This window comes from Raineyella sp. W15-4 (assembly GCF_033170155.1).
GTDB lineage: Bacteria > Actinomycetota > Actinomycetes > Propionibacteriales > Propionibacteriaceae > Raineyella.
Window position 1 is genome coordinate 2,503,156 of sequence record NZ_CP137079.1, and the last position, 26,379, is coordinate 2,529,534.

The following is a 26,379-nucleotide window of genomic DNA, read 5'->3' on the forward strand; positions in this document are numbered from 1 at the left end:
GTCTCCCTCATCCCCGCTGGTCGAGGCCGTCCGGGCGAGTCAGCTCCGCCCGGGCGGCGGCGAGCGATCCGGTGCCCGCCTCCGATGCCGCGTACCAGCGTGCCACGCCGTCCCAGCCGATGCGCGCGGCGAGATCGGTGACGATCTGCCCGGCCACGCCGTACTCGTCGGTGGTCCGCGGCAGCCAGCCGTCGGACGGCCACGCCCCGGCCGGGACGGTCGCGGAGTCAGCCGCCGCGGCGAGAGCGGCGGCCTCGGCCCCGGCGGCCGACGGCGGCGGCACCGGCCCGGCGCCAGGACCGAGGGCCCGGTGGGTCAGCGCCACCGCGTAACCCTCCTCGACCCACAGCGGCCCGGCGAGTTCGGCCGACCGGGTGCGGGCATGGACCAGCTCATGGGTCAACACCTGCGTCGGCAGGTCACCACCGGCCCGGGCCACGTCGGGGTTCACCACGATCCAGGTCCGTCCCCGCTGGTCCGCCGGAGCGAGACCGCGTGCGATCAGGCCGGCCCCGACCACCAGCGTGGTCGCCGCCGGGCGGTCGGTCGTCGCGACACCGAGCAGCGCCGCCTGACCGGCCGTGGTCGGGGCCACCACGGTGACATCGCCGACCGGAGGCTGTGCCGGCAGCAGCGGGTCGAGGGCGGCCTCGGCCCGGCGCAACGCGGTGGCCCACACCGCGCAGTCGGTGCGGGCGGCGCAGCTGACCAGGGTGCCGTCGGCGAGCCGCAGCGAGGCGGCCGGCCGGGACGGGGCGGCCGGCGCGGCGGACCGGCCCGGGACAGCGGGGGCGGGGGCGGCGAGGGTGAGCAACACCGCTGCGGCGGCGAGCACCCCGGCCACCGCCGCCCACGCCCCGCGGACCTCCGATGCTCCTGCGCCCTGCACCCGTCCTCCTCGCCGTACGGCTGCTCGGCGCCGCCGGCCGGGCGGCCGGTCGCCACCTCCGCCCCGATCGCCACGTCCGCCCCAGGATAGGTGGCCGCGTGACCGCGGATACCTGATCGGCGCGCCCCGCGCCCGGCGTCCGGCTCGATGTCAGTGGCCCCGCCTAGCCTGCTGTCCGTGATCAGCCAGCTGCCTCTCGACGGCATGCCCCGGACGACCGACGACCTGCAGCCGTCGTTCGGTGACCTCGGCGAGCCCCTGGTCGCGGTCGACTTCTGCGTGGTCGATCTGGAGACGACCGGGACCGGCCGGGACGCGGCGATCACCGAGATCGGTGCCTCCCACGTGCGGGCGGGTGAGACGGTCGGCGAGTTCCAGACCCTGATCGATCCCGGACGCCCCGTCCCGACGGAGATCAGCGCGCTCACCGGGATCACCCCGGCGCTGTTGCGTGGAGCACCGACGCTGCCGGCGGTGCTGCCGGCCTTCCTGGAGTTCAGCCACGGCTGCGTGCTGGTCGCCCACAACGCCCGCTTCGACATGGGCTTCCTGCGGCGCGGCTGCGACAGCCTGGGCTACCCCTGGCAGCCCCGCCAGGTGCTGGACACGCTGGCGCTGGCCCGCCAGATCATCCCGCGCACCGAGGTGCGCAACTACGCGCTGAGCACCCTCGCCGCCCACGTGCGGGCCGACACCACCCCGACACACCGGGCCCTGGAGGACGTCCGGGCGACCGTCGACCTGCTGCACTACTTGATCGCCCGGGTCGGCAACCGCGGCGTCACCACCTTGGAGGACCTGATCGCGATGATGCGCCCGGTCTCCCCCGCCCGCCGGCAGCGCGCCCCCTGGGCCAAGGACCTGCCGCACGCCCCGGGCGTCTACTGGTTCTACCGCAGCGACCGGCGTACGCCCCGGACCGCCGGGCCGACACCGGAGCCCGCAGACCCGCCGCCGGCGCCCGACCCGCCACTGCCCGACCCGGCAGGGGAGGACCACCAGGACGCGCCACTGGAGGTCCTCTACGTGGGCACCAGTGTCGACATCCGCCGCCGGGTGCAGGGCTACTTCACCGCCTCGGAGCGGCGCGCCCGGATGGAGGACATGATCCGGCAGGCCGAGGGCGTCGGCTGCGTCGAGTGCCGTACGCCGCTGGAGGCGAAGGTGCGCGAGGTGCGCCTGATCACCGCCCACCAGCCGCGCTACAACCGCCGCTCCAAGCGGGCGGCGCACCCGGTCTGGATCGCGCTCACCGAGGAGGCCTATCCGCGGCTGTCCGTCGTCCGGGATCCGGGGGACAAGGTGCGGTTCGGCCCGTTCCCGGGCCGGGAGGCCGCCCAACCGGTGCTGGAGGCGCTGCAGGAGGCGTTCCCGGTCCGCCGGTGCACGACCCGGCTGAGCGTACGACGCCCCACCGGCGCCTGTGCCCTCGCCGAGATGGGGCGGTGTCCGGCACCGTGCGACCACCGGATCTCCCGGGAGGACTACCGGGCGCTGATCGGCGAGGTGGCGGCCGCGATGGCCGGCGACGTGACCGCCGTGGTGCACGCCCATGCCGCGCGGATCGGGCCGCTGAGCGACCAGGAGCGGTTCGAGGAGGCCGACGAGGTGCGCTCGCGGCTGCAGGGGTATCTGGACACCAGCCGCCGGCACCACCGGATCGCCTCGCTGGCCGGCTGCCCACAACTCGTCGCCGCCCGGCGGACCACCGATACCTTCGCACCGGCGGGCGCGGCCGGACGGCCCGGGTGGGAGATCCATGTGGTGCGGTACGGGCGGTTGGCCGGTGCCGCCCGGACCCGCCCCGGCGAGTCCGCGGTCCGGGTGGCCGAGGAGGCGGTCCTGCTGGCCGAGTCCGTCCCGGCACCCCGGCACGGCGGCGCGGCCGTCCCCGAGGAGACCGGGCTGATCGCGTCGTGGCTGGAGGAGCCGGGGGTACGCCTGATCGACATCCGGGGTGACTGGATGTGGCCGCTGCGGACCACGGTGACACCGGCGGCTCTGCCCCGGGTGCTGGCCGGTCTGCGTGCGGACCGCGCACTAGGATGACGGCCATGGTCACCGCAATCGTGTTCGTCAACGCCGAGACCGACCGCATCCCCGAGGTCGCCCAGAAGATCGCCGACCTCGACGGCGTGACCGAGGTCTATTCCGTCACCGGCACGATCGACCTGGTGGCGATGGTCCGGGTCCGCGAGCTCGACGACCTGTCGGCGGTCGTCTCCGACCGGCTGAACAAGGTCGATGGCATCATCGAGACCGAGACCCACATCGCCTTCCGGGCCTTCTCCAAGCACGACCTCGAGGCGGCCTTCAGCCTCGGCAACTGATCCCGGCCACCCGGCGCCCGACCCGCCGGTCTGCCGGCGCGGCCGCCGGCAGACCGGGGTCAGCGCACGAGGAAGGCCACCGCCGCCACCACGACGCAGACCCCCAGGATCGCCACCGCACCCCACAGGTGCAGTTGGTCGGATCGGGTCATCGACCCGCGCCGGCGCCCGGCGCGGGGACCGGGCGTGGTGGACCACAACCATCCGCAGGCACCGCCGGCAAGGATCGCCCCCACATCGGCGAGCACGATGGCGGGGTAGCTGAAGATGCTGAAGGCGATCAGGACCGCCAGCAGGACGAGGTCCGCCCTGGCATCCTCCCGGTCGTGGAACTTGGCGCCCGCGTTCGCGGCCAGCAGCCCGATGATCGAGGTCGAGGCGCCACCGAGGACCACCATCGTGGGGCCGGCGGCGAGCATCAGCACCGCGGCCCCCAGACCGGCGAGGAAATAGGTCGCCAGGAAGCGCCAGCGACCCCACATCGTCTCCATCGTCCGGCCGAACATCCACAGCACGAAGCCGTTGATGACCAGGGCGAGGATCCCGCCGGAGACGAGCACGTGGGTGACCAGCCGCCACACCTGACCGGCCAGCACAGCCTGGCCCTGGTAGGCCAGCAGACCCTGGACCAGACCGAGCGAGACGGAGTCGACGGCCTGGATGACGACGATCAGGCCGATCAGCAGCACAGTGGCGCTCTGCGAGCGCAGGGTGGCGAGCCGGCCAGCGCCGGAGCCACGCGGGCGGGTGCGCCGCGCGGTCGTACGGGTGTCCCGCTCCCGGGACCGGGCGCGGGCGACACACTCCGGACACTGGAATCCGACCGAGGCCGGGATCATGCACTCGCCGCAGATCGGCCGTCCGCAACGTTGACAGGTGATGCCGGTCATCCGGTCAGGGTGCCGGTAGCAGGGGCGGAAGCCCGGGCCGTCGAGGCCCGGGCTCCCCATCGGCTGTGTCACGGTCGGGTCAGCCCGCGACGATCTCGACGGTCTCCATCACCACCGGGGTGGTGGGGCGGTCGGCGCGGCCGGTGCGGACCGCGGCGATCTCGTCGACGACCTTGCGGGAGGCCTCATCGGCGACCTCACCGAAGATGGTGTGCTTCCGGTTCAGCCAGGGGGTCGGATCGACGGTGATGAAGAACTGCGAGCCGTTGGTGTTGGGACCGGCGTTGGCCATCGCCAGCAGGTAGGGCTTGTTGAAGGCGAGTTCGGGGTGGAACTCGTCGGCGAACTTGTAGCCGGGGTCGCCGGTCCCGTTCCCGATCGGGCACCCGCCCTGGATCATGAAGCCCGGGATGACGCGGTGGAAGGTGAGCCCGTCGTAGAACCGCCCGGTGACCCGCTCGCCCGACGTCGGGTCGACGTACTCCTTGGTGCCGTCGGCGAGGCCCACGAAGTTGGCCACCGTCTTCGGGGCCATGTCGTCGAACAAGGTGAGGGTGATGTCCCCGTGATTGGTGTGCAGGATTGCGGTGGAGTTGCCCACGAGCTGCCTTTCGTCGGGTCGACGGGTGGCGACCCGACGACACGGTCATGTCCTGTCCATCTTGTCACGCCCGCCGCAGCGGACAATGGTGACGACCGGGGACCTCCGGGTCGACTGGGGCGGGGCACCGGTCTGTGGCGCTTCCACGAAGAACCCTCCCCGAATCTGTCAGATGTGGAATGGCGGTCGCTAGGCTGGAGCTACGCCGGAGGGGCGCCGCCCGTCCCCGGGCCGAGCGGCCCGGGTGTGACAGGCGCTGACAGACGAATTCGGAGGCAAGAGTGAAGAGCAACACCCAGAAGGTCGTCATCGAGGCCGAGGTGCCGAAGTCCCTCACCGAGGTCGGTGTCGATGCCGTCGACGCGGCCATCAAGGCGGCCACCCCCTACCTCGACCAGGCCCGTGAGATCGGCGCCGCCCGGGTCGCGGACGCCCAGACCCGGATCGCCCCGTTCACCGCGACGGCGCAGGCCAAGCTCGCTCCGTTCGCCGAGCAGGCCCGGGAGCGCGGCACCCAGGCGCAGGAGATCCTCACCGAGTATGCCCAGGAGGCCCAGGCCCGGCTCGCCCCGGTCGCCCAGGAGGCGCAGGCTCGACTCGCCCCGGTCGCCCACGAGGCGAAGGTCCGCGGCGTCGCCGGCGCCCGCGGCACTCTGGACACCCTCGCCCCCCGCCTCGAGCAGGCCCTGCTCGCGGTGGGTCCGTTGGCCGAGGAGGCCGCCACCCGGATCAAGGAGGACGTCGTGCCCCGCGCCGAGAAGTTCCTGGACAGGGCGGCCGAGGCCGTCGCCGCCGAGGCCGCAGCACCCGAACCCGAGCCGGCAGCCGTCGCTCCGAAGGGACGAAAGGCCCGCAAGGAGGCCAAGGCGGCCGCGAAGCTGGCGAAGACCCAGGCCAAGCTGGCCGTGGCCGAGGAGAAGCTCGCCGCCCGCGCGGGCCGCAAGGGTGGTGGCACCTGGAAGGTGCTGCTGATCCTGGCCGGTCTGATCGGCATCGGGATCCTGGTCGCCAAGAAGCTCGGCTCCCCCAAGGAGGATGCCTGGCAGAACTACCAGCCCACCCCGCCGGCACCCGCCGCTCCCAGCGCTCCCGCCCCTGCCGAGCAGGAGGCCGCCACGGAACCGGACGCCACGGAACCGGACGAGATGGACGACGAGACCGCCGAGGTCGAGGCGGAGATGATCGGTGAGGGCGGCGCCGTCACCGAGGCGGACAGCACCGTGTCCACCGACACCGCAACCAGCTACGGTGCCGACTCGTACGTGGGCACCGAGCCGCCGGAGGGCTACGTCATCAAGGGCAACCCCCGCTCGATGAAGTACCACCTGCCCGGCTCCGATTCCTATGAGCGCACTGTCACCGATGTGTGGTTCGCCACCGAAGAGGCGGCCTCGGCCGCCGGGTTCATCAAGGCGACCCGCTGACCGGCGGGCCGGCTGTCACCAGGGGCGGAAGGGGCATGATGACCTTCCGCCCCTCGTGCATCCTCCCCCGGCGCGGACCCGGCCCCCGCGACGCCGCGCGTCCCGGGGCGGGATGACCGCGATCATGCCGATGCTGCTTCCTGTCGCCGTGGCACTGACGATCGGCGGGCTGGTCGCCGCGCTGACCGGCCCGATGCTGCGTCGGCTGCCGACGCAGGCCCCGTCAGGCACTGATCCCACCGCCGGCGCGGAGCGCCCGGCCGGCACCGGGGATCCCGACGACGTCCCTCCGCACTACCCCGATCTCGCCACCCCCGGCTTTACGCTGGCCTGCGGCGGCCTCGGCGCCGCTGCCACGGTGACGGTCCTCACCCTGGCCCCGGCAGGCTGGCTGCCGCTGTGGCTGGTCTGGTCCACCCTGTTCGCCGTGCTGGTGGCTGTTGACGCACGGACCACTTGGCTGCCGCTCCGGCTCACCCGCGGTGTCTGGATGGTGGCGGCGGTGGCGATCGTCATTTCCGCGCTGTCCGGGCCCGGCGGCGCCGGCGTCCGGACCGCCGAGACCGTCCGGGTGCTGCTCGGGGCGCTCGCCGCAACGGCGTTCTACCTGCTGCTGTGGCGGGTCGGCCACGGCCTGGGCTTCGGGGACGTCCGAATCAGCCCGCTGATCGGGGCACTCGGGGCGTCGGTGTCGTGGACCGGCTGGTGGGTGGCGCTGCTCGCCGGCAGCGTCCTCGGGGCACTGTGGGGAACGGTCCGCTCATTGACCGGACGCCGTGGGCCGTTCCCGTACGGTCCGTGGATGTGGCTCGGCCCCGCCGCGTCCATCCTGCTCGACGCAGCGGGGCCGCTCGGGTGACGAGGCCCCTCGGCCGCCGCGAGGGTCAGTCCTGGGCCAGCCGACGGGTGGTCGCGATCCAGCTGTCCAGACGTGCCAGCGCGCGACCGCTGTCGATGGCCTCCCGGGCACGCTCGACGTACGTCCGGAACTGCTCGGTCACCGCCGCGTCGAGATCCGGTCCGTCGTACGCCAGGATGGTGGCGGCGGCGTTGAGGACGACGATGTCGCGGACGGGTCCGGTCTTCCCGGCGAAGGTTTCCCGGACGATCGCCGCGTTCACCGCGGGCTTGCCGCCCACCAGGTCGGACTTCTCGGCCCGCGGGATGCCCAGGTCGAGCGGGTCGAGCCGGGTGGGCACGACCCGGCCGTCCCGGATCAGCCAGATCTTCGAGGACGTGGTGGTGGTGAGCTCGTCGAGCCCGTCGCCGCCGTAGAAGACCATGCCCTGGTTGCCCCGCCGCGCCAGCACTCCGGCCAGCAGACCGGCCATCGCCTCGTTGGCGATCCCGATGGCCTGGGCCTGGGGGTGGGCCGGGTTCGACAACGGGCCGAGGTAGTTGAAGATGGTGGCGATGCCCAGCTCCCGGCGGGAGCTGGCGGCGTACTTCAGCGAACCGTGGTAGAGCGGCGCGAAGAGGAAGACGATCCCTTCCTCGTCCATCACCTGCTGCTGCTTCTCCGGCGCCAGGTCAAGGACCAGACCGAGGGCCTCGAGACAGTCGGCGGTCCCGCAGAGCGACGACGCCGCACGGTTGCCGTGCTTGACGACCTTGGCCCCGGCCGCGGCGGCGACGATCGCCGACATGGTCGAGATGTTCACCGTGTTGGCTCGGTCCCCGCCCGACCCCACGACGTCCACCGCCCGATTCGCCACGTGGACCGGGCGGGCGAACTGCAACATCACGTCGGAGAGGGCGGTCACCTCTTCGACGGTCTCCCCCTTGGCACGCAGGGCCACCGCGAACCCGGCGATCTGCACCGGGGTGGCATTGCCCCCGAGGATCTCGCGCATCGCCCACTCGGTGGCCTCGGACGTCATACTCTCGCCGTTGAGCAGGCCGGTCAGTACGTCCGGCCAGCGGTAACTCCTCGTGGTCATCTCACTCCTCCTCGGGTTTCTTCCGGACCCCGGACGGGGTCGCGTGGACGGTCGGGCGGGATGCTCGGACCCCGCTGGCCTTGGGCCTCAGACCCCGGTGGTCTGCAGCCGCCGGCGGAGCAACTCGGCGACGGTCCCCGGGAAGGTGACCGGGTCGATCGGGTACCGCTCGACGGCGTCCGCGAGGGACCAGGCGGACAGCCAGGCGTCGTCCTTGCGGATCACCAGCAGCAGGATCGGCGGGCAGTCGGCGATCTCCTCCTTGAACTGCTTGGAGATGCCCATCCCGCCGGCCGGTGCGGCCTCTCCGTCGAGGATGGCCAGGTCGATGCCCCCCTGCCGGATGGCGTGGTCGACCGCGGCGTGCGTGGCCGTCTCGACGATCACGACCTCGGGCAGATCGGCGGCCACTCGCCGCCCCAGCGCCAGTTTCAGGTTCTCACGCACCTGACGGTCATCGGAGTACAGCAGGACCGTCACCGTCTTGTCTGCGGCGGACGCGTCTGCGCTCATCTGCCCTCCTCGGGACTCGGCTCCAGCAAACAGATGCATCGTAGCGTCAGCCTCGCAGCCGCCCCGCGCCGACCGCCGCCAGGCCTCCCGCATTCCTTCCCGTGCCGTCTGACGGAAAAGGTCAAGACCCTTCGGAAGTGACGGCAGACACATTGCACCCGTCGTGATCACCGGGATCCACTCTCATCGCACCGGTCCACGTAACGATCACCCAACCAAACCGGCCCGAGGTCCGTGACGGGAAGCGCCGGACACTGAATCCGGCCATAATGCACACGTGGCTTCTTCATCTGACTTGCTGGGCGCCGGGCGGGCCATTCCCACCGGAGCCCTCCATTCCGTCCCGAACACCCGACTCCGCGGCCTGCAGGGCCGGCCTGATCCGCTCGCCGTGGGCATGTGGATCTGGTTGGCGTCCGAGCTCATGTTCTTCGCCGCGATCTTCGCGGCGTACTTCAACATGCGCAACATCCACGCGGCGGCCGGTACCGGCGGATGGACCCCTGCCGAGTGGCTCGACGTCCCGAAGGCAACGGTGGTGACCATCGTGCTGGTGGCGTCGTCGATCACCTGTCAGCTGGGGGTGCACGCGGCCGAACACGGACGGGTGAAGCGTACCGGGTCGCTGGTGAACGTCGCGGGCTGGGGGATGCGTGAGTGGTACACGCTCACCTTCCTGATGGGTGCCTTCTTCATCTCGGGGCAGATCATGGAGTACGCGACACTGTTCTCCGAGGGCCTCACCCCGCAGTCGTTCGCCTACGGCTCGGTCTTCTTCTTCGGCACGGGCTTCCACGGCCTCCACGTGCTCGGCGGCCTCGTCGGCTTCCTGTTCATCATGGCCCGCACCTACCTCGCGCGGACCTTCACGCACGAGCAGGCGGTCAGCGCGATCGCCCTCTCGTACTACTGGCACTTCGTCGACGTGGTGTGGATCATCCTGTTCTCGGTGATCTACTTCCTGCACTGACGAGCGTCACGGACCCCACCCCACAGAGAGGCACATTGCTGTGAAGTATCTGTCCACGCGGAGGCGACACCCGGCTGCCAAGCCACTCATCCTGGTGCTCGCCCTGTTCCTGGTCGGAGCCGTGTACGCGCTCGTCATGCCGGGTACCCGGGTTTCCGCCGCCCCCGGCCTGTCCCAGCAGGTCGAACAGGGCAAGGCCCTGTTCCAGGTCTCCTGCTCCTCCTGCCACGGGCTGAACGGCGAGGGCACCACCCAGGGTCCGTCCCTGGTCGGTGTCGGCGCCGCCTCCGTCGACTTCCAGATGGGCACCGGCCGGATGCCGATGTCGCGTCCCGGCCAGCAGGCGCCGCGCAAGAAGACCGAGTTCTCCCAGGACGAGATCTCCGCTATCTCCGCGTACGTTGCCACCCTCGGCTCCGGCCCGGCGATCCCGTCCGCCTCGGTCGTCGACCCGACGAACCTGACCGACGAGGAACTCGCCCGCGGCGGTGAGCTGTTCCGGACCAACTGCTCGGCCTGCCACAACATCACCGGCAAGGGCGGCGCGCTGCCGAACGGCAAGTTCGCCCCCTCCCTGGCCAACGTGGACTCGGTGCACATCTACGAAGCCATGCGCATCGGCCCGCAGCAGATGCCGGTCTTCTCCAAGAACGTCATCTCCGACCAGGACGCCCAGGAGATCATCGGCTACCTGAAGAGCGTGAACGGGGGCACCGGCAGCAGCGGTGGCGGCCTGTCCCTCGGCAGCATGGGCCCGGTGACCGAGGGCCTGTGGGCCTGGGTCGTGGGCATCGGCGGCCTGATCGTGCTCGCCGTCTGGGTCACCTCGAAGGGAGCACGCTCCAAGTGAACGACAACACGACCAACCAGCTTCAGCAGCGGCCGGTGGACGATCCGGGCCTCGACGAGGTGCCCAGCTGGGTCTCCACCAATCCGCACGCGGCGAAGCACGCAGAGGGCCGCGTCGTCGTGGCGTTCGCCGTGTCCGCACTGTCCGCCCTGGCCTCCGTGGTGGCGTACTTCGCCATCCCGCTCGGCGTCCAGATCGAGATCGGCTCCTTCCACAGCAGCCTCCACAACGTGGTCTTCGGCACCACGATGGGCCTGGCGATCTTCCTGATCGGGGTCGGCGCCGTCACCTGGGGTCGCAACCTGATGGACGACGACGAGGTCACCCAGGAACGGCATGCCCCGTCCTCGTCCGAGGAGGATCGCACCGAGGCCCTGGTGACGCTGAGTGAGGGCGTCCGCGCCTCCGGTGTGGCTCGCCGCCGGTTCCTCCTCGGCAGCCTCGGCGGTGCGCTGGGTCTGTTCGCCCTGCCGCTGGTGGTGACCCTCGCCGGCATGGGCCCGTGGCCGACCGGCCGCAAGCGCGCCCAGACGATCGAGCGGACCATCTTCGCCGAGGCGACGCCGCAGAAGCCGATCCGGCTGGTCAACGACATCACCTGGAAGCCGATCAAGGCCTCCGACGTCGAGATCGGCCAGCTGGTCAACGCCCAGCCGGAGAACCTGCAGAACTATCACGACGTGGAGTACCAGCAGCAGAAGGCCAAGTCGTCGATCATCCTCGTCCGGATGGATCCTGCCTCGATCAACATCCCCGCCTCCCGCAAGGACTGGCAGGTGTCGGGCATCCTCTGCTACTCGAAGATCTGCACCCACGTCGGCTGCCCGATCACCCTGTGGGAACAGCAGACGCACCACCTGCTGTGCCCCTGCCACCAGTCGACCTTCGACCTCGGCAACTCCGGCCGGGTGGTCTTCGGGCCGGCCGCCCGCTCGCTGCCCCAGCTCAAGATCGGGGTCGACACCCAGGGCTACCTCATCGCGACCCAGGACTTCACCGTCCCGGTGGGGCCGAGCTTCTTCGAACGTGACTCGCGCAACGATTTCAAGGAAGGTGACGCGTGATGGCCAAGCCCACATCCGTCTCGGAACCCCGCGATCCGGGCGACGCGGCAACCACCACGCGCACCGCCTCGGCGCAGGACATCGACCTGCCCCCGGCCCTGGTCAAGCAGGGCGGGAAGGCCCGGTGGCTGGACGACCGGGCCGGCATCGCCGGGCTCGGGAAGGCCGCGTTGCGTTACGTCTTCCCGAACCACTGGTCGTTCCTGATCGGTGAGATCGCGCTGTGGAGCTTCGTGGTCCTGCTGATCACCGGCGTCTTCCTGACCCTGTGGTTCAAGCCCTCGATGGCCGAGGTCGAGTACAACGGCTCGTACCAGCTGATGCGGGGCATGATGATGTCCCAGGCGTTCGAGTCGACGATCAACATCTCGATGGACATCCGCGGCGGCCTGCTGCTGCGCCAGATGCACCACTGGGCCGCCCTGCTCTTCGTCGCGGCCGCCTTCGTCCACGCTGCCCGGGTCTTCTTCACCGGCGCATTCCGCAAGCCTCGCGAGATCCAGTGGATCCTGGGGGTGGCGCTGCTCTTCCTGGCCACCATGGGCGGCTTCTCCGGCTACTCCCTGCCGGACGACCTGCTGTCCGGCACCGGCCTGCGGTTCGCCGACGGCCTGATGCGCTCCATCCCGCTGGTCGGCACCTGGGTCGAGTTCTTCGTCTTCAACGGCGAGTTCCCCGGCGACCTGATCGTCTCCCGGCTCTACATGGTGCACATCCTGCTGATCCCGGCGCTGATCCTGGCCCTGGTGGCCGCCCACGTGGGGCTGGTCTCCTACTACCACCACACCCAGTACCCGGGCCCGGGCCGGACCGAGAACAACGTCGTCGGCGAGCCGGCCTTCCCGGTGTACATCGCCAAGGCCGGCGGCCTGTTCTTCCTCACCTGGGGCACGCTCGCCCTGTTCGGCGCCCTGATCACCATCAACCCGGTCTGGACGTACGGCCCGTACAATCCGGCGCAGGTCACCGCCGGCTCCCAGCCCGACTGGTACATGGGCTGGGTCGAGGGTGCGGTCCGGATCATGCCGGGCTGGGAGTCCCATTGGGGCCACACCACCTGGTCATGGAACATCTTCATCCCCGGCGTGATCCTGCTCGGTGCCTTCTTCACCCTGATGGCGCTCTGGCCGTGGATCGAGCAGTGGTACACCGGTGACACCCAGCCGCACAACCTGCTGGAGCGCCCGCAGGACAATCCGACCCGGACCGCGTTCGGCGTCGCGATCATCACCTTCATGCTGCTGCTCCAGTTCGGTGGTGCGAACGACCTGATCGCCACCCACTTCAAGCTGTCGCTCAACGCGATCTCCTGGTTCCTGCGGTTCGCGATCTTCGTCGTGCCGGTGATCGCCTTCTGGGTCACCAAACGGATCTGCCTGGGCAGGCAGAAGCACGACCAGGAACGGCTGCTGCACGGCTCGCCGTCCGGCGACATGCACCGCAATGCCGAGGGCGGCTACTACGAGGAGCACGTGCCGATCAGTCAGGAAGAGGCGTACGCCCTCACCTCGCTCGACCAGGTGCCGGCGCTCGACCGGGGTACCGACACCGATGCCCGTGGGGTCCAGCGGGACGGCCAGCAGGTCTCCGGGGCCCGGGCCCGGGCCTCCCACTGGTGGTCCGACAGCAACCTGCCCACTCCCACCCGTGAGGAGCTCGAGGAGGCGCACGCGCACGGCGAGGTCGAGACCTCGACGGAGCCCGAGTTGGAGGGCTCCGAGAAGCACTGATCCGTCTCGCCACGCCATCCTCAGGGGCCCCCGCCACAACGGCGGGGGCCCCTGATGGTCTCCCCCCCGGCGCGGGCGGCGCAGCGTACGGTTGATCCCCACTCGCGTGGCGCAGAGGAGTCTCCCCCCGGCGCGCGCGGCGCAGCGCCCTTCGGTGGATGGGTGACAATGGGGCCGTGCGATTCCTCACCAGCCCGCCCACCGTCGATCTGACGTACAGCGACGTGTTCATGGCGCCCAGCCGGTCCAACGTCACGTCACGCTTCGATGTCGATCTCACCAGCACCGACGGCATCGGCACTCCCCTGCCGATCGTCGTGGCCAACATGACGGCCATCGCCGGTCGCCGGATGGCCGAGACGGTGGCGCGGCGCGGCGGTATCGCGATCCTGCCGCAGGACATCCCGACGGACCAGATCGACCGGTCGATCCGCCGGGTCAAGGGCGCCCACACGGTGTTCGACACGCCGATCCACATCACCCCGGACACCACGGTCGGACAGGCCATGACGGTGATCCACAAGCGCTCACACGGCGTGGCGGTGGTGATCGAGGACGGCCGGGTCATCGGGCTGCTGGAACCGCAGAACGCCTCCGACGTGGACCGGTTCGCGCAGGCGCACGAGGTGATGCGGACCGACTTCCTCACCCTCCCGCCGGACACCGACCCCACCGCGGTGTTCGAGGCATTGGAGAACCATCACCTCGACGTGGCCGTGATCGCCGACGGTGACCTGCTGCTGGGGATCATGACCCGGAAGAGTGCCGTCCGCGCCACCATCTACCAGCCCGCCGTCGACGCCCGAGGCCGGCTGATGGTGGGTGCCGCCGTTGGAATCAGCGGGGACGTCGAGGGGCGTACGCACGACCTGCTGGCCTCCGAGGCCGACGTCCTGGTCGTCGACACCGCCCACGGCCACCAGGACCGGATGCTGCAGGCCCTGGCCGCGGTCCGGACCGTTCGCGACGAGGTGGCGGGGCGTACCGGCGTCCGGGTGCCGATCGTCGCCGGCAATGTCGTCACCACCTCCGGGGTGCTCGACCTGATCGCCGCGGGCGCCGACGTGCTCAAGGTCGGCGTCGGACCGGGTGCGATGTGCACCACCCGGATGCAGACCGGGGTGGGCCGTCCCCAGTTCAGTGCGGTGCTGGAATGCGCCGAGGCCGCTCGCGCCGAGGGCCGGGCTGTCTGGGCGGACGGTGGCGTACGCCACCCGCGCGACGTCGCTCTCGCGCTGGCCGCCGGCGCCGGCTCGGTGATGATCGGCTCCTGGTTCGCCGGAACGCACGAGTCGACCGGCGAGATGCAGGTGGACCCGGAGGGCCGGCTCTACAAGGAGAGCTTCGGGATGGCCTCCTCGCGGGCCGTCCGCAGCCGTACGCACGGCTCGGGTGCCTTCGAGCGGGCCCGCGCCGGCCTGTTCGAGGAAGGGATCTCCAGCTCGCGGATGTACCTCGATCCGCGCCGTCCCGGCGTGGAGGACCTGCTGGACTTCATCACCTCCGGCGTGCGGTCCAGCTGCACGTACGCCGGCGCCCGCGACCTGGCCCAGTTCCATGACCGCGCCGTCGTGGGGGTCCAGTCGACCTCCGGGTACGAGGAGGGGCGCCCGCTGCTGCAGAGCTGGTGACCCGGCCTGCTTCTTCCCGTCCTCCCCGGCCGCTCGTAGGACGACGAAGGGCGGGACGACGAGGGGCCCGGACGGATCGACCGTCCGGGCCCCTCGCCTGTCAGTGCAGCGTCTGTCAGTGCAGTGCGTGTGCCGCCGGCCGGTGGGCCGGCCGGCGGCGGGCGTACGTCAGTGGGCGTAGTCCCCACGGTAGAACTGCAGCGACCAGCCGGCCACCGCCCACACGCCGATGCCGGCGGCGATGATGGTGATCCAGTAGCCGAAGATCCAGCCGATGAAGATCAGCGCCACCACCAGGGCGCACCAGAAGGGCCAGATGCTCGCCGGGGCGAAGAAGCCGACCGGGCCGGCACCCTCGGCCATGGTGGCGTCCGCCCGGTCCTCGGGCCGGGCATCCATCCGCCGGCCGGTGATCGCGATGTACCCCCCGATCATCACCGTGAAGAGGAAGGTCAGGATCAGCACGACGGTGCCGATGATCTCGACATAGCCCTCGGTCCGCATCGTGGCGAACGCGTACACCGGAGCCATGATGCCCAGGTAGATCGCGATCCCCCAGAACACCCACTGTTCGGCCTTCACTTGGTGACCTCCTTGGTCGCGACGGGCTCGTCATCCAGGCTGTGACCGTGGACGGCGCGAGCGATCTCGGGGTAGTGCAGGTCGAAGGCCGGCGCCTCGGAACGGATCTTCGGCAGCGAGGTGAAGTTGAACGCCGGCGGCGGGCACGAGGTGGCCCACTCCAGCGAGCGAGCCCAGCCCCATGGGTCGTCGACCTGGACCCGCGGGTTGTTGCGGGAGATCCACAGGTTCCAGATGAAGGCCAGCAGCGAGATGCCGGTGATGAAGGCACCCACGGTGGAGATCTGGTTCAGCGTGGTGAAGTGGTCGGTGACCAGGTAGTCCGCGTAGCGCCGCGGCATGCCCTCGATGCCCAGCCAGTGCTGCACCAGGAACGTGGTGTGGAAGCCGATGAAGGTGAGCCAGAAGTGGATCTTGCCCCAGGTCTCGTTCAGCATCCGACCGAAGAACTTCGGCCACCAGAAGTAGAGGCCGCCGAAGAAGGTGAACACGACGGTGCCGAACAGGGTGTAGTGGAAGTGCGCCACCACGAAGTAGGAGTCCTGCATCTGGAAGTCCAGCGGCGGGGAGGCCAGCATGATGCCGGTCAGGCCGCCGAAGAGGAACGTCGTGATGAAGCCGACGACCCACAGCATCGGGGTGTCGAGCGAGATCGAGCCGCCCCACATGGTGCCCAACCAGTTGAAGAACTTCACCCCGGTCGGCACGCCGATCAGGTAGGTCATGAAGGAGAAGAAGGGCAGGCTGACCGCCCCGGTGGTGAACATGTGGTGCGCCCACACGGTGAAGGACAGACCGCCGATGGCGATGGTGGCGATGACCAGACCGACGTACCCGAAGAGCGGCTTGCGGCTGAACACCGGCACGATCTCGGAGGTGATGCCGAAGAACGGCAGTGCCAAGACGTACACCTCGGGGTGGCCGAAGAACCAGAACAGGTGCTGCCACAACAAGGGGCCGCCGTTGGCGGCGTCGAGGATCTGCGTCCCGAGCGTACGGTCCGCGAAGAGCACCATCAGGCCGGCGGCCAGCACCGGGAAGGTGACCAGCACCAGGATGCCGGTGACCAGGATGGTCCAGGTGAAGATGGGCATCCGGAACATCGTCATCCCCGGCGCCCGCAGGGTGATGATCGTGGTGACGAAGTTGACCGACCCCATGATCGAGGACAGGCCCAGCAGGTAGAGGCCGGCCGTCCACAGGTCACCGCCGGCGCCCGGGGTGTTGATCGAGTTCGACAGCGGAGCGTACGCGAACCAGCCGAAGCTCGCCGCCCCCTCCGGGGTGAAGAAGCCCAGGCAGGCGGTCACCGAGCCGAAGACGTACAGCCAGTAGGAGAACGAGTTCAGCCGCGGGAAGGCGACGTCCGGGGCACCGATCTGCAGCGGCATCAGCGCGTTGGCGAAGCCGGCGAAGGCCGGCGTCGCGAACATCAGCAGCATGATCGTGCCGTGCATGGTGAAGAACTGGTTGTAGGTCTCGTAGTTCAGGTACTGCAGACCCGGGTTGGCCAGCTCGGCCCGCATGAACAGGGCAAGGACACCGCCGACGGCGAAGAAGAACAGCGCCGTCATCAGGTACATGTGGCCGAGCAGCTTGTGGTCGGTGGTGGTGAGCCACTCCATGATCCGCGCGCCGGCTGAGACGGCAGGCTTCTCACGGGTCTCGGACGTCGTGGCGACGCGTGCGAGTGTCGTCATCGTCAGTTGCCCTCCTTCTGGAGCTGGGGGTTGGCCTGCAGCGGACCGTAGAACGTGCCGGTGCGTCCCTGCGCCTGGAGCCCCTTGAGATAGGCGTTGTACTGCTCGACCGGCACGATGTTGACGTTGAAGATCATCGCGGAGTGGTAGGTGCCGCAGAGCTCTGCGCACTTACCGGCGTACGTCCCGACCTTGGTGGGGGTGACGTCGAACGAGTTCGACCGCCCCGGGATCACGTCGAGCTTGTAGTAGAAGGCCGGGATCCAGAAGGAGTGGATCACGTCGGGCGAGTAGAGGTTGAACCGGACCGGCTCGTTCACCGGCAGCACCAGCGTGGGCGGCGACTCGATGGTGCCGATCGCGTTGACGTCCGCACCGACCGCGGGGTTCTTCTGCTCGATGTAGTTGAACGCCCAGGACCACTTGAAGCCGACCACGTCGATCTGGTGGACCTTGGTGGAGTCCGCCTTCGCCTGGACCAGGTTCTGGGTCTTCACCGTGTAGAAGAAGAGCGTGCAGACGATGATGATCGGCACCAGGGTGTAGACGAACTCCAGCGGCAGGTTGTAGCGGACCTGACGCGGCACCTCCTGCGGGTCGCGCCGCCGGAAGCGGATCAGGCTGTAGATCAGGATCGCCAGCACGAGGCCACCGACCATGAAAGCGGCGATCCAGGAGCCCACGTACATCTGGCCCATGGCGGGAGCACGATCGCTCGCAGCCTCGGGCAGACCCAAGTTCCGGCCCTGACCAGCCCCCTGCTGCACGTCGCCGCACCCGGCCAGCAGCATCGCCAGCCCCGAGGCACCGAGGGCAGCCCACGTTCGTGGCCGCCGCCATCCCTTCAGACCCACGTCACACCCTTCCGATCACACACAGGCGGCAGGGCGCAACCCTGCTGCCACTTTCGGTCTGTCCCACAGTAACCGAGTCGGGCATCGGCGGCTGGCGCCGATACTCACTCGTAATGGGTCCCGATCACCGTACCCCTCAGGAGTGACGTGAATCACTGTCAATGACGGGGAATACCGCCGGACTGTGACTTGGACGACGCGGGGCCCCGTCCAGAAGGACGGGGCCCCGCGTACGGTACGTGCCGGGATCCGGCACGTACCGGAATGGCCTGGATCAGTGGAAGCTGTCGCCGCAGGCGCAGGAACTCTGCGCGTTCGGGTTGTCGATGGTGAAGCCCTGCTGCTCGATGGTGTCCATGAAGTCGATGGTGGCGCCGCTCAGGTACGGGGCGCTCATCCGGTCGGTCACCACATTGACGCCGTCATAGCTGTTGACGATGTCGCCCTCGAGCTCGCGTTCGTCGAAGAACAGCTGGTAGCGCAGGCCGGAACAGCCGCCCGGCTGCACGGCGATCCGCAGGGCGAGGTCGTCGCGGCCCTCGCTCGCCAGCAGGGACTTCACCTTGGCGGCGGCCTCGGTGGTCAGGATGACGCCCTGCTGGGTCAGGGTCTCGTTCTGCACGGTCATATCGCTTCTCCTCCGGCTCCCCGCGCCGCGGTCGTGACGATCACGGGGCTGGCCGTCATCGGTGGTGCTTCCGGTGTCGTGTGTGCGTCCGGTGTGGTGACGAAATCTGGTTGACAGAGCAACCGGGATCAGTCTAGGCCGAGCTGCCGGGGGTTCCAACCCCCCGATGTCCGGGCGGGCCGACAGGTCGTCCGGAAGGACGCGCGGGAGGTCAGCCGCCGGCCCAGGTGCGGGCCACCCGCCGACCCATCTCCTCAAGGTCGGCCCGGTCCACGCTCACCGTCTCCCCCGGCACCCCGGCATGGACGGCGTAGGCCGCGTCGAGGCCGTACGCCCGCATCTCGCGGGAAGAGATGGTCACATACCCGGCGACCGCGATCACCGGCCGCATCGCCCGTCCGGCCAGGCCGACGACAGTCTCGACCGTCTCTCCGCCGCGATGGGCGAAGTCGTACGCCCCGCTGCCGGTGACGACGACATCGGCCGCAGCGAGGGTCTCCTCGAGCCCGGTCAGCTCGGCGAGCCAGGCCGGACCGGTGCTGACGCTGGCCCCGAGCGCGGCCAGGGCGTACGCCACGCCGCCGCAAGCTCCCAGGCCGGCGGCGTCGGCCCGCCCCGGGGAGGCCAGTCCGGCCAGTCGCTGCAACGTGGCGTCGGCCGCCAGGAGGTCCGCCGGGTCCCAGGGCAGGCCCTGCTCGCGCAGGGCCACCCCGTGCAGGGAGGCGATCCCTCGGAGGCCGAACAGCGGCCGGTCGGCCTGATCGGCCGGGACGACCGCGACGAGCTGCTCGATCCCGGCCAGCGCATCCCGGGGCGCGGTCAGGTCGAGGGCGGTGATCCCGGTGAGGCCGGCGATCCCTCGATCGAGCGGGACATCGGCGGTCGCCCCGAGGGCACCGAGCAGCCCCGCGCCGCCGTCCCGGGCGCCGCCACCGGCGAGATCGACGACGAGGTGGCGGACGTCCGTCCGCCCGGTCAGGGCCCGGGCGATCGCCTCGCCCCAGGCCCAGGAGCTGGCGTCCCGGCTGGGATCGGCACCCGGCAGCGCGGCCCGAGGTGCCGCGTCGACGCCGACCAGGAGGGTCTCCGGGCCGGCCACTTCGAGCAGCAGGGTGCTCTCGGTCGAGACCGGGTCGACAGCCGGGGACGGGACCGCCGACGCGACCGAGACCGGGGCCTGCGCCAGCGCGGCGTACGCATCCAGCAGGCCGGCGCCCGAGGCTCCGAACGGCACCACCACCAGCTCGTCGTCCGGCCGCCGGGATCGCCACCCGGTGGCCAACGCGGTCCCGGCCTCGGCCGCGGACAGTCCCCCGATCCGGTCGGGGACGAACGCGACCCGCAGCGGACGGCCACGGCCCGCGGTGGGACCGATCGGGTCGCCCGCGGCGGGATCAGTCAGGGATCAGCCCTTCTTCACTGTCGCTGAGCCAGGCACGGACGTCGGCCAGGGTGGCGTCGGCGTCGGGCAGGATCAGGTCGGAATCGGCCAGCTCATCGTCCGGCACCCGCTCCCCCCTGGTCCGGATGTCCTCGAGCAGGGCCTGCAGCACCGCGGTCAGGGCAGCCTGGTCGCCACCGTTGACCGCCTGCTCGACGTCGTCGTCGAACGAGTTGAGCGAGGCCAGGGCCTGCTCGGTGAGGCGGAACTGGCCTTCGTTCAGGATCCGGACGATCACTGCTGCTCCTCTTGCCGCGGCGGATTCGGGGAGGCGGGGGTGGGCTGGCCGAAAGGCTGGCTCTGGACCGGCAGTGTGCTGTCGGGCACCTGCTGGGCGCGTACGGTCCACTGCTGCTCCGGGGCGGGGACCTGCTGGACCTGCTCGGTCTGCGGGGGGACCTGCGGGGCCGGCGGCCGCACCTGCTCGGCCGGGGACGGTGCCTGCTGGGCCGGCGGCGGCACCTGCTGCGCCTGCCCCGGAGGAAGCTGCTGCGGCTGACCGGGCCGGACGCCCTGCCCGATGGCCTGCTGGGCCGACGCCGGGGCGCCCCCCAGGGCGAGCTGCTGCTTCATCGCGGCCAGTTCGTTCTCCACCTGCGAGCTGGAGGCGAGCTGGTCGAGCTCTCGGGTGAGGTCGTCCTGCGCAGAGCCGGTGACGTCGTCCAGTGCACCGGAGGCGAGGAGTTCGTCGACCGCACCGGCCCGGGCCTGCATCTGCAGGGTCTTGTCCTCGGCGCGCTGGATGGCGAGGCCGACGTCACCCATCTCCTCCCCGATCCCGGAGAACGCCTCACTGATCCGGGTCTGCGCCTCGGCAGCAGAGTAGGTGGCCTTGATGGTCTCCTTCTTGGTCCGGAAGGCATCGACCTTGGCCTGCAGCCGCTGGGAGGCCCGGACGAGCTTCTCCTCCTCCTCCTGCAACTGGGCGTGCTGGGCCTGCAGGTCGGCGAGCTGGGAGGTCAGTCCGGACTTGCGGGTCAGTGCCTCGCGGGCGAGGTCCTCCCGCCCGATCTCCAGCGCCCGACGCGCCTGCTGGTCGAGCTTGTCGACCTGCTGGCCGAGCTGGTTGGCCTGCAGTTCGATGCGCTTCCGGCTGGTCGCCACGTCGGCGACGCCCCGGCGGACCTTGCGGAGCAGCTCGAGCTGACGCTCGTAGGAGTAGTCGAGGGTCTCGCGAGGGTCTTCCATCCGATCCAGGGCCTTGTTGGCCTTGGTGTTGAAGATCGTCGAGATTCTCTGGAAGATGCCACTCATAGACGGTCCCTGGTCCTTCCGTTGGGCACTCGGGTCGTGCGTACGCCGTCCAGCCTAGGGGCTCCGGTGTCGGGACACGAGTCCCCGGACCCTGGTTAGGGGCCCAGAGGGTGAGGTCCCTGAGGGATCGGTCGCCGGGTGTCCCTCGGCATCGGCACTGGTCTGACTACGACCCTCCGTGGCCGTCCCGCTACTCTTGAGGACGGACCATCCACCGACGGTGGCGGGGCCGGGGCAGGACGTACGTCAGTCGCGTACGTCCGAGGTGCGCAGGACGGACGAGAAGGGCCGACGTGGGACTGTTCAGCAAGAAGGACGACTCCGCCAAGAGGGACGCCGGGCAGAGTGCACCGGTGGTCCCGGAGGTCCCCACCGCACATCGCAAGAAGGAGGGCCCCACCCCCACCCGCAAGGAGGCGGAGGCCGCCCGTCGCGCCCGGGTCAACCCCTCCCTGACGAAGAAGGAACGCCGCCGGCGGGATGCCGACGCCGATCGCCGGGCCCGCCAGGAGGAGATGCGCAAGCGCGATTCCGATGTCGGGCGCACCCTGATGCGGGACGTGGTCGACTCCCGGTTCCGGCTGGGTGAGGTCGTCATGCCTCTGCTGCTGGTCACCCTGGCGACCAGCCTCCTCGTCGGCAAGAACCCGCAGCTGGCCAACTACGTGATGGCCGCCTTCTATCTGATCGTGCTGGCGGTGCTGGTCGACATCACCTTCATGTGGCGCCGATTCACCAAGCTCCTCGACGAGCGCCACCCCGGGCACCCGAAGCGGGGCCTGTTCATGTACGGGATGAACCGCTGTCTCCAGATCCGTCGCTGGCGGATCCCCGCCCCCCGCGTCAACCGCGGCGACAAGATCTGAGCTGACCATGGCCTTCACCTGGACGACCGACCCGACCCTCGACGCCGACACCACCGCCACCCTCGGGCTCGACACCCCCTTCCCCACCCAGGCGGCGGCGGAGGCGTGGTTCTCCGAACACTGGACCGATCTGGACGAGGCCGGCGTCGAGTCCGTCACCCTGCTCGACGGGGAGACCGTCGTGTACGGGCCGATGGCCCTCAGCGCCTGACCCGCCGCGCCTGACCCGCCGCCGGAGCCGTTGAGCCCGTCGGGACGGCCGACTAGCGTGGCGGAGCGGTGTGCCGGCGATCCCGCCTGCACCGCCGTACGCCCCGGGGCGCGGACCCGGCGGACGTCGACGACCGCTTGACGTGAAAGGAACCACGGTGAACATCACCACCCTGCCCGGGCTGCGCCTGGCGGAGGAACTGCCCGACGGCATCGACTACCTGGTCGTGGGGACGCGACTCTCCGCGGACCGGGGAACCGTCCACGGCCTGCCCGACGGGGTGGACACCTCGGCCCTGGACCTGGACCTGCTCGCAGTGGGGGCGAAGAAGCGCACCGAGGTCGGTAGCGTCACCGCGCTGGGCCGGCTGGCCGGTGACACCCGGGTGCTCGCGGTCGGTCTCGGTGCGGCCACGCCGACCTCCGAGGTGCTGCGACGGGCAGCCGGTGCGGCGCTGCGCGCGATCGGTGCGGCGGTGGGCGCCGGGGCCGGCGTACGCGTCGCGGTGTCCCTGCACGAGGACGCGGTGACCATGCCGATGTCGGTGTTCGACGCGGTCCGTGCGATCGCCGAGGGCGCGCTGCTCGGCACGTACGAGCCACTCCACCCGGTCGGCGAGGTCGCCGCCGCCACGATCACCGAGGTCGTGGTGCTGGACGCGTACGCCGACGACCACGCATCGGCCGTCCGTCTCGCCGCGGCGATCAGCACCGCCGTCGCCCGGGCCCGCGACTGGGTGAACACCCCCGCCAACCTGCTCTATCCGGAGACGTTCGCCTCGGCGGTCGTCGACTGGTTCGCCGGGGCCCCGGTCGAGGTGACCGTCCGTGACGAGCAGCAGCTGGCCGCCGAGGGGTTCGGCGGGATCCTCGCAGTCGGCGGTGGTTCGGTGCACGCCCCGCGGGTGGTACGCGCCGCCTACCTCCCCGACAACGCCAGTCAGCGACTGGTGCTGGTCGGCAAGGGGATGACCTTCGACGCCGGCGGTCTCGACATCAAGCCGGCCGGTCACATGCTGACGATGAAGTGCGACATGGGCGGCGCGGCGGCCGTGATGGCCGCCACCCGGGCGATCGCCGACCTGGGGCTGCGGGTGGAGGTGATCGCGTACGCGGGGATGGCGGAGAACCTGCCGTCCGCGACCGCGTACCGCCCCTCGGATGTGCTGACGATGCACGACGGCACCACGGTGGAGGTCACCAACACCGATGCCGAGGGCCGACTCGTGCTGGCCGACTGTCTGTCCCTGTCGACGGCCGATGACGCCGACCTGGTGGTCGACATCGCCACCCTCACCGGGGCCTGCATGCGCGCCCTGGGGCTGAACACCATCGGTCTGGTCGCCAGCGGTGACGTGGTCGCCGGGCGGCTGCTGCATGCCGCCGAGACCAGCGGGGAGGCGATGTGGCAGCTGCCGCTGACCGACGAGGCCCGCGACAAGCTGCGTACGCCGTACGCCGACCTGGCATCGTCGAACACCGACGGATATCTCGGCATGCAGGTGGCCGCGGCGTTCCTGGAGCACTTCGCCGGGGATCGCAACTGGGCCCACCTGGACGTGGCGGGCCCGGCCTGGCGGGAGGGCGCCGCCGACGGTCACCTCTCGGTGGGCGGCACGGGTGCCGGTGTGCGGACCCTGGTGGACCTCGCCCTGACGATGGAATGACCGACGTCGATCCGGCGCCACGGCGCGGTGTGCCGGGCCGCAGGACGGCCCGGGTGAGTCGTCGGAACGTCGTTCCCGGTGGGGGCACCTACAGGTAGGGTAACGACGTACCTGACTGCGTCGTCATCGTTCTGAAGGAGTCCAAAGCGATCATGTCGACTTCTGTAACTCTCCCGGCCCTGGGGGAAAGCGTTACCGAGGGCACCGTCTCCACCTGGCTCAAGAAGGTCGGTGACACGGTCGCCGTCGACGAGCCGCTGGTCGAGATCTCCACCGACAAGGTCGACACCGAGGTTCCTTCGCCGGTGGCCGGCACGGTCCTCGAGATCCGGGTACAGGAGGACGAGACCGTCGAAGTCGGCGCCATCCTCGCCATCATCGGCGAACCGGGCGAGGCCGGCGCGACGGCCGCTCCGGCGGCGCCCGCCCCGGTCGCGGAGGCCCCGGCTCCCGCACCGGCGGCCCCGGCTGCACCGACTCCTGCACCGGCCGCTCCGGCGCAGGGCACCCAGGTGACACTGCCCGCCCTCGGCGAATCCGTCACCGAAGGCACCGTCTCCACCTGGCTCAAGAAGGTCGGCGACACCGTCGCCGTCGACGAACCGCTGGTCGAGATCTCCACCGACAAGGTCGACACCGAAGTCCCCTCCCCCGTCGCCGGCACGGTCCTCGAGATCCGCGTCGCGGAAGACGAGACCGTCGAAGTCGGCGCCATCCTCGCCATCATCGGCGACGCCAACGCCGCACCCGCCGCCCCAGTGGCACCCGCGGCGCCCGCACCGGCACCCATTGCTCCGGCTGCACCCGCCCCGGTGGCTCCCGCCGCACCCGCACCGGCACCCGTTGCCCCGGCAACCCCGGCGGCCGCTCCGGCTCCGGCCGCTCCGGCGCAGGGCACCCAGGTGACACTGCCCGCCCTCGGCGAATCCGTCACCGAAGGCACCGTCTCCACCTGGCTCAAGAAGGTCGGCGACACCGTCGCCGTCGACGAACCGCTGGTCGAGATCTCCACCGACAAGGTCGACACCGAAGTCCCCTCCCCCGTCGCCGGCACGGTCCTCGAGATCCGCGTCGCGGAAGACGAGACCGTCGAAGTCGGCGCCATCCTCGCCATCATCGGCGACGCCAACGCCGCACCCGCCGCCCCAGTGGCACCCGCGGCGCCCGCACCGGCACCCATTGCTCCGGCTGCACCCGCCCCGGTGGCTCCCGCCGCACCCGCACCGGCACCCGTTGCCCCGGCAACCCCGGCGGCCGCTCCGGCCGCACCCGCCGCCCAGGCTCCGGTGGCTGTCCACGCCCCGGTGTCCACCTCCAGCGTCGCCCCGCGTGCCACCGGCGGTGACGTCGCCGAGGCCGCGTACGTCACGCCGCTGGTCCGCAAGCTGGCCGCCGAACACGGCGTCGACCTGACCGCCCTCACCGGCACCGGTGTGGGCGGCCGGATCCGTAAGCAAGACGTGCTGGACGCTGCCGAGGCCGCCAAGGCCGCGACAGCACCTGCCGCCACCGCCCCGGTCCCGGCCGCCGCCCGCGAGGTCTCGCCACTGCGCGGCACCACGGAGAAGATGTCCCGGATCCGGCAGACGATCGCCCGCCGGATGCGCGACTCGAAGGACGTCGCCGCACAGCTGACGGCGACCGTCGAGGTCGACCTGACCCTGATCTCGCGGCTGCGCGCCCAGGTGAAGGGCGACTTCCGGGCGCAGCACGGCGTCGGCCTGACCTACCTGGCGTTCATCGCGAAGGCCACCGTCGAGGCACTGCAGCAGTACCCGATCGTCAACGCCACCGTGAACATGGACGACAAGACGATCACCTACCCGGCCAACGAGAATCTCGGCCTGGCCGTCGACACCCCGAAGGGCCTGATGGTCCCGGTGCTCAAGAACGCCGGCGCGTTCACCGTCACCGACTTCGCCAAGGCGATCGCCGATCTCGGCAGCCGCACTCGCGAGGGAAAGGTCTCCCCGAACGAACTGTCGGGCGGCACCTTCACCATCACGAACTACGGCTCGGTCGGTGTTCTGTGGGACACGCCGATCATCAACCAGCCCGAGTCCGCGATCATGGGCACCGGCGTCATCGTCAAGCGCCCGGTGGTGCTGGTGGACAAGCATCTCGGTGAGACGATCGCGATCCGCGACATGATGTACCTCAACCTGTCGTACGACCACCGCATCATCGACGGTGCCGACGCGGGACGCTTCCTGGTGGCCATCAAGGACCGCCTCGAGGATGGCGACTTCGGCGCGGAGTTCGGCGTCGAGGCCTGATCCCTGCACCGACAGGACACGCGCTGACGACACCCTCGCACTGACGACGCAGCAGGGCCCCGGGAGTGA

24 protein-coding genes and 1 pseudogene are annotated in these 26,379 nt (G+C 70.5%); 13 read left to right on the forward strand and 12 right to left on the reverse strand.

All coding sequences use genetic code 11. From position 1 onward, the window contains the following. Window positions 1-7 precede the first annotated feature (7 nt). Entirely contained in the window at window positions 8-889 is an 882-nt protein-coding gene (locus R0145_RS11675) for a hypothetical protein (protein ID WP_317837013.1), read from the reverse strand. 177 nt (window positions 890-1,066) lie between these two features. Between R0145_RS11675 and R0145_RS11680 the strand changes: the two genes are divergently transcribed. Beyond that, window positions 1,067-2,938: a DEDD exonuclease domain-containing protein gene (locus R0145_RS11680; RefSeq protein WP_317837014.1), complete on the forward strand. Its 1,872-nt coding sequence runs from the start codon at window positions 1,067-1,069 to the stop codon at window positions 2,936-2,938. A gap of 5 nt (window positions 2,939-2,943) precedes the next feature. After that, entirely contained in the window at window positions 2,944-3,219 is a 276-nt protein-coding gene (locus tag R0145_RS11685) for an Lrp/AsnC ligand binding domain-containing protein (protein WP_317837015.1), read from the forward strand. A gap of 59 nt (window positions 3,220-3,278) precedes the next feature. Here the strand turns inward: R0145_RS11685 and R0145_RS11690 are convergent, their stop codons facing one another. Together R0145_RS11690 and R0145_RS11695 are read right to left on the reverse strand one after the other, a co-directional pair. Further along, window positions 3,279-4,109 carry a rhomboid family intramembrane serine protease gene (locus tag R0145_RS11690; protein ID WP_317837016.1) on the reverse strand — a complete coding sequence of 277 codons (831 nt, stop codon included), beginning with the start codon at window positions 4,107-4,109 and terminating at the stop codon, window positions 3,279-3,281. A 79-nt stretch (window positions 4,110-4,188) separates the two neighbouring features. Next, on the reverse strand, window positions 4,189-4,710 hold the full coding sequence (locus tag R0145_RS11695; RefSeq protein ID WP_317837017.1) for a peptidylprolyl isomerase: 522 nt from the start codon (window positions 4,708-4,710) through the stop codon (window positions 4,189-4,191). 281 nt (window positions 4,711-4,991) lie between these two features. Here R0145_RS11695 and R0145_RS11700 point away from each other — a divergent pair, with 281 nt between their 5' ends. Then, on the forward strand, window positions 4,992-6,134 hold the full coding sequence (locus tag R0145_RS11700; protein WP_317837018.1) for a hypothetical protein: 1,143 nt from the start codon (window positions 4,992-4,994) through the stop codon (window positions 6,132-6,134). Between the two features lie 130 nt (window positions 6,135-6,264). Beyond that, window positions 6,265-6,993 (forward strand): prepilin peptidase, encoded by a 729-nt coding sequence (locus R0145_RS11705; RefSeq protein ID WP_317837020.1) that lies wholly within the window; start codon window positions 6,265-6,267, stop codon window positions 6,991-6,993. Between the two features lie 25 nt (window positions 6,994-7,018). Here R0145_RS11705 and trpD read toward each other — a convergent pair whose 3' ends face one another. Both trpD and R0145_RS11715 read right to left on the reverse strand, forming a co-directional pair. Then, window positions 7,019-8,074 (reverse strand): anthranilate phosphoribosyltransferase, encoded by a 1,056-nt coding sequence (trpD, locus tag R0145_RS11710; protein ID WP_317837021.1) that lies wholly within the window; start codon window positions 8,072-8,074, stop codon window positions 7,019-7,021. Between the two features lie 87 nt (window positions 8,075-8,161). Continuing rightward, the gene (locus tag R0145_RS11715; RefSeq protein ID WP_317837022.1) at window positions 8,162-8,587 is read right to left on the reverse strand and encodes a response regulator; all 426 of its coding nucleotides are present in this window, start codon (window positions 8,585-8,587) and stop codon (window positions 8,162-8,164) included. A 391-nt stretch (window positions 8,588-8,978) separates the two neighbouring features. Between R0145_RS11715 and R0145_RS11720 the strand changes: the two genes are divergently transcribed. The 5 genes from R0145_RS11720 to R0145_RS11740 all read left to right on the forward strand — a co-directional run bounded on the left by R0145_RS11720 (window position 8,979) and on the right by R0145_RS11740 (window position 14,832). Then, on the forward strand, window positions 8,979-9,557 hold the full coding sequence (locus tag R0145_RS11720; protein WP_317840228.1) for a heme-copper oxidase subunit III: 579 nt from the start codon (window positions 8,979-8,981) through the stop codon (window positions 9,555-9,557). Window positions 9,558-9,597: 40 nt separating this feature from the next. Further along, window positions 9,598-10,407: a c-type cytochrome gene (locus R0145_RS11725; protein WP_317837023.1), complete on the forward strand. Its 810-nt coding sequence runs from the start codon at window positions 9,598-9,600 to the stop codon at window positions 10,405-10,407. Next, window positions 10,404-11,471 (forward strand): Rieske 2Fe-2S domain-containing protein, encoded by a 1,068-nt coding sequence (locus R0145_RS11730; RefSeq protein WP_411742043.1) that lies wholly within the window; start codon window positions 10,404-10,406, stop codon window positions 11,469-11,471. Before R0145_RS11725 ends, R0145_RS11730 begins: the two co-directional genes overlap by 4 nt. Further along, entirely contained in the window at window positions 11,471-13,201 is a 1,731-nt protein-coding gene (locus R0145_RS11735) for a ubiquinol-cytochrome c reductase cytochrome b subunit (protein WP_317837024.1), read from the forward strand. The genes R0145_RS11730 and R0145_RS11735 overlap by 1 nt, the downstream gene beginning before the upstream one ends. Window positions 13,202-13,359: 158 nt before the next feature. Then, entirely contained in the window at window positions 13,360-14,832 is a 1,473-nt protein-coding gene (locus R0145_RS11740; protein ID WP_317837025.1) for a GuaB1 family IMP dehydrogenase-related protein, read from the forward strand. Between the two features lie 168 nt (window positions 14,833-15,000). Here the strand turns inward: R0145_RS11740 and R0145_RS11745 are convergent, their stop codons facing one another. The 7 genes and pseudogenes from R0145_RS11745 to R0145_RS11775 form a co-directional block, all read right to left on the reverse strand. Further along, the gene (locus R0145_RS11745) at window positions 15,001-15,414 is read right to left on the reverse strand and encodes a cytochrome c oxidase subunit 4 (protein ID WP_317837026.1); all 414 of its coding nucleotides are present in this window, start codon (window positions 15,412-15,414) and stop codon (window positions 15,001-15,003) included. Next, the gene (ctaD, locus tag R0145_RS11750; protein WP_317840230.1) at window positions 15,411-17,120 is read right to left on the reverse strand and encodes a cytochrome c oxidase subunit I; all 1,710 of its coding nucleotides are present in this window, start codon (window positions 17,118-17,120) and stop codon (window positions 15,411-15,413) included. Before ctaD ends, R0145_RS11745 begins: the two co-directional genes overlap by 4 nt. Then, window positions 17,117-17,905, reverse strand: coding sequence for a cytochrome c oxidase subunit II (gene coxB, locus R0145_RS11755; protein WP_317840231.1), 789 nt, complete (start codon window positions 17,903-17,905; stop codon window positions 17,117-17,119). The genes ctaD and coxB overlap by 4 nt, the downstream gene beginning before the upstream one ends. 337 nt (window positions 17,906-18,242) lie before the next feature. Continuing rightward, window positions 18,243-18,596 (reverse strand): iron-sulfur cluster assembly accessory protein, encoded by a 354-nt coding sequence (locus R0145_RS11760; protein ID WP_317837027.1) that lies wholly within the window; start codon window positions 18,594-18,596, stop codon window positions 18,243-18,245. Window positions 18,597-18,807: 211 nt separating this feature from the next. Next, entirely contained in the window at window positions 18,808-19,998 is a 1,191-nt protein-coding gene (locus tag R0145_RS11765; protein ID WP_317840232.1) for a glycerate kinase, read from the reverse strand. Next, window positions 19,991-20,275 carry a PspA-associated protein PspAA gene (gene pspAA / locus R0145_RS11770; RefSeq protein WP_317837028.1) on the reverse strand — a complete coding sequence of 95 codons (285 nt, stop codon included), beginning with the start codon at window positions 20,273-20,275 and terminating at the stop codon, window positions 19,991-19,993. Before pspAA ends, R0145_RS11765 begins: the two co-directional genes overlap by 8 nt. 263 nt (window positions 20,276-20,538) lie before the next feature. Next, a pseudogene (locus R0145_RS11775) lies at window positions 20,539-21,291 on the reverse strand (PspA/IM30 family protein); the annotation flags it as partial. A gap of 293 nt (window positions 21,292-21,584) precedes the next feature. Here R0145_RS11775 and R0145_RS11780 point away from each other — a divergent pair. The 4 genes from R0145_RS11780 (at window position 21,585) to sucB (ending at window position 26,310) form a co-directional block, all read left to right on the forward strand. Next, window positions 21,585-22,157: a DUF3043 domain-containing protein gene (locus R0145_RS11780; RefSeq protein ID WP_317837029.1), complete on the forward strand. Its 573-nt coding sequence runs from the start codon at window positions 21,585-21,587 to the stop codon at window positions 22,155-22,157. A 7-nt stretch (window positions 22,158-22,164) separates the two neighbouring features. Then, window positions 22,165-22,368, forward strand: coding sequence for a hypothetical protein (locus R0145_RS11785; RefSeq protein WP_317837030.1), 204 nt, complete (start codon window positions 22,165-22,167; stop codon window positions 22,366-22,368). 157 nt (window positions 22,369-22,525) lie between these two features. Further along, window positions 22,526-24,034 (forward strand): leucyl aminopeptidase, encoded by a 1,509-nt coding sequence (locus R0145_RS11790; protein WP_317837031.1) that lies wholly within the window; start codon window positions 22,526-22,528, stop codon window positions 24,032-24,034. Window positions 24,035-24,186: 152 nt separating this feature from the next. Then, the gene (sucB, locus tag R0145_RS11795; RefSeq protein WP_317837032.1) at window positions 24,187-26,310 is read left to right on the forward strand and encodes a 2-oxoglutarate dehydrogenase, E2 component, dihydrolipoamide succinyltransferase; all 2,124 of its coding nucleotides are present in this window, start codon (window positions 24,187-24,189) and stop codon (window positions 26,308-26,310) included. The last annotated feature ends 69 nt before the right edge of the window (window positions 26,311-26,379 follow it).

Coding starts and splice junctions, on each gene's coding strand:
- trpD (WP_317837021.1), bottom strand. CDS start 8,074: ATGACCACGAGGAGTTACCGCTGGCCGGACGTACTGACCGGCCTGCTC.
- R0145_RS11760 (WP_317837027.1), bottom strand. CDS start 18,596: ATGACCGTGCAGAACGAGACCCTGACCCAGCAGGGCGTCATCCTGACC.
- R0145_RS11685 (WP_317837015.1), top strand. CDS start 2,944: ATGGTCACCGCAATCGTGTTCGTCAACGCCGAGACCGACCGCATCCCC.
- R0145_RS11715 (WP_317837022.1), bottom strand. CDS start 8,587: ATGAGCGCAGACGCGTCCGCCGCAGACAAGACGGTGACGGTCCTGCTG.
- R0145_RS11740 (WP_317837025.1), top strand. CDS start 13,360: ATGGGTGACAATGGGGCCGTGCGATTCCTCACCAGCCCGCCCACCGTC.
- R0145_RS11705 (WP_317837020.1), top strand. CDS start 6,265: ATGCTGCTTCCTGTCGCCGTGGCACTGACGATCGGCGGGCTGGTCGCC.
- sucB (WP_317837032.1), top strand. CDS start 24,187: ATGTCGACTTCTGTAACTCTCCCGGCCCTGGGGGAAAGCGTTACCGAG.
- coxB (WP_317840231.1), bottom strand. CDS start 17,905: ATGCTGCTGGCCGGGTGCGGCGACGTGCAGCAGGGGGCTGGTCAGGGC.
- R0145_RS11735 (WP_317837024.1), top strand. CDS start 11,471: ATGGCCAAGCCCACATCCGTCTCGGAACCCCGCGATCCGGGCGACGCG.
- R0145_RS11690 (WP_317837016.1), bottom strand. CDS start 4,109: ATGACCGGCATCACCTGTCAACGTTGCGGACGGCCGATCTGCGGCGAG.
- R0145_RS11785 (WP_317837030.1), top strand. CDS start 22,165: ATGGCCTTCACCTGGACGACCGACCCGACCCTCGACGCCGACACCACC.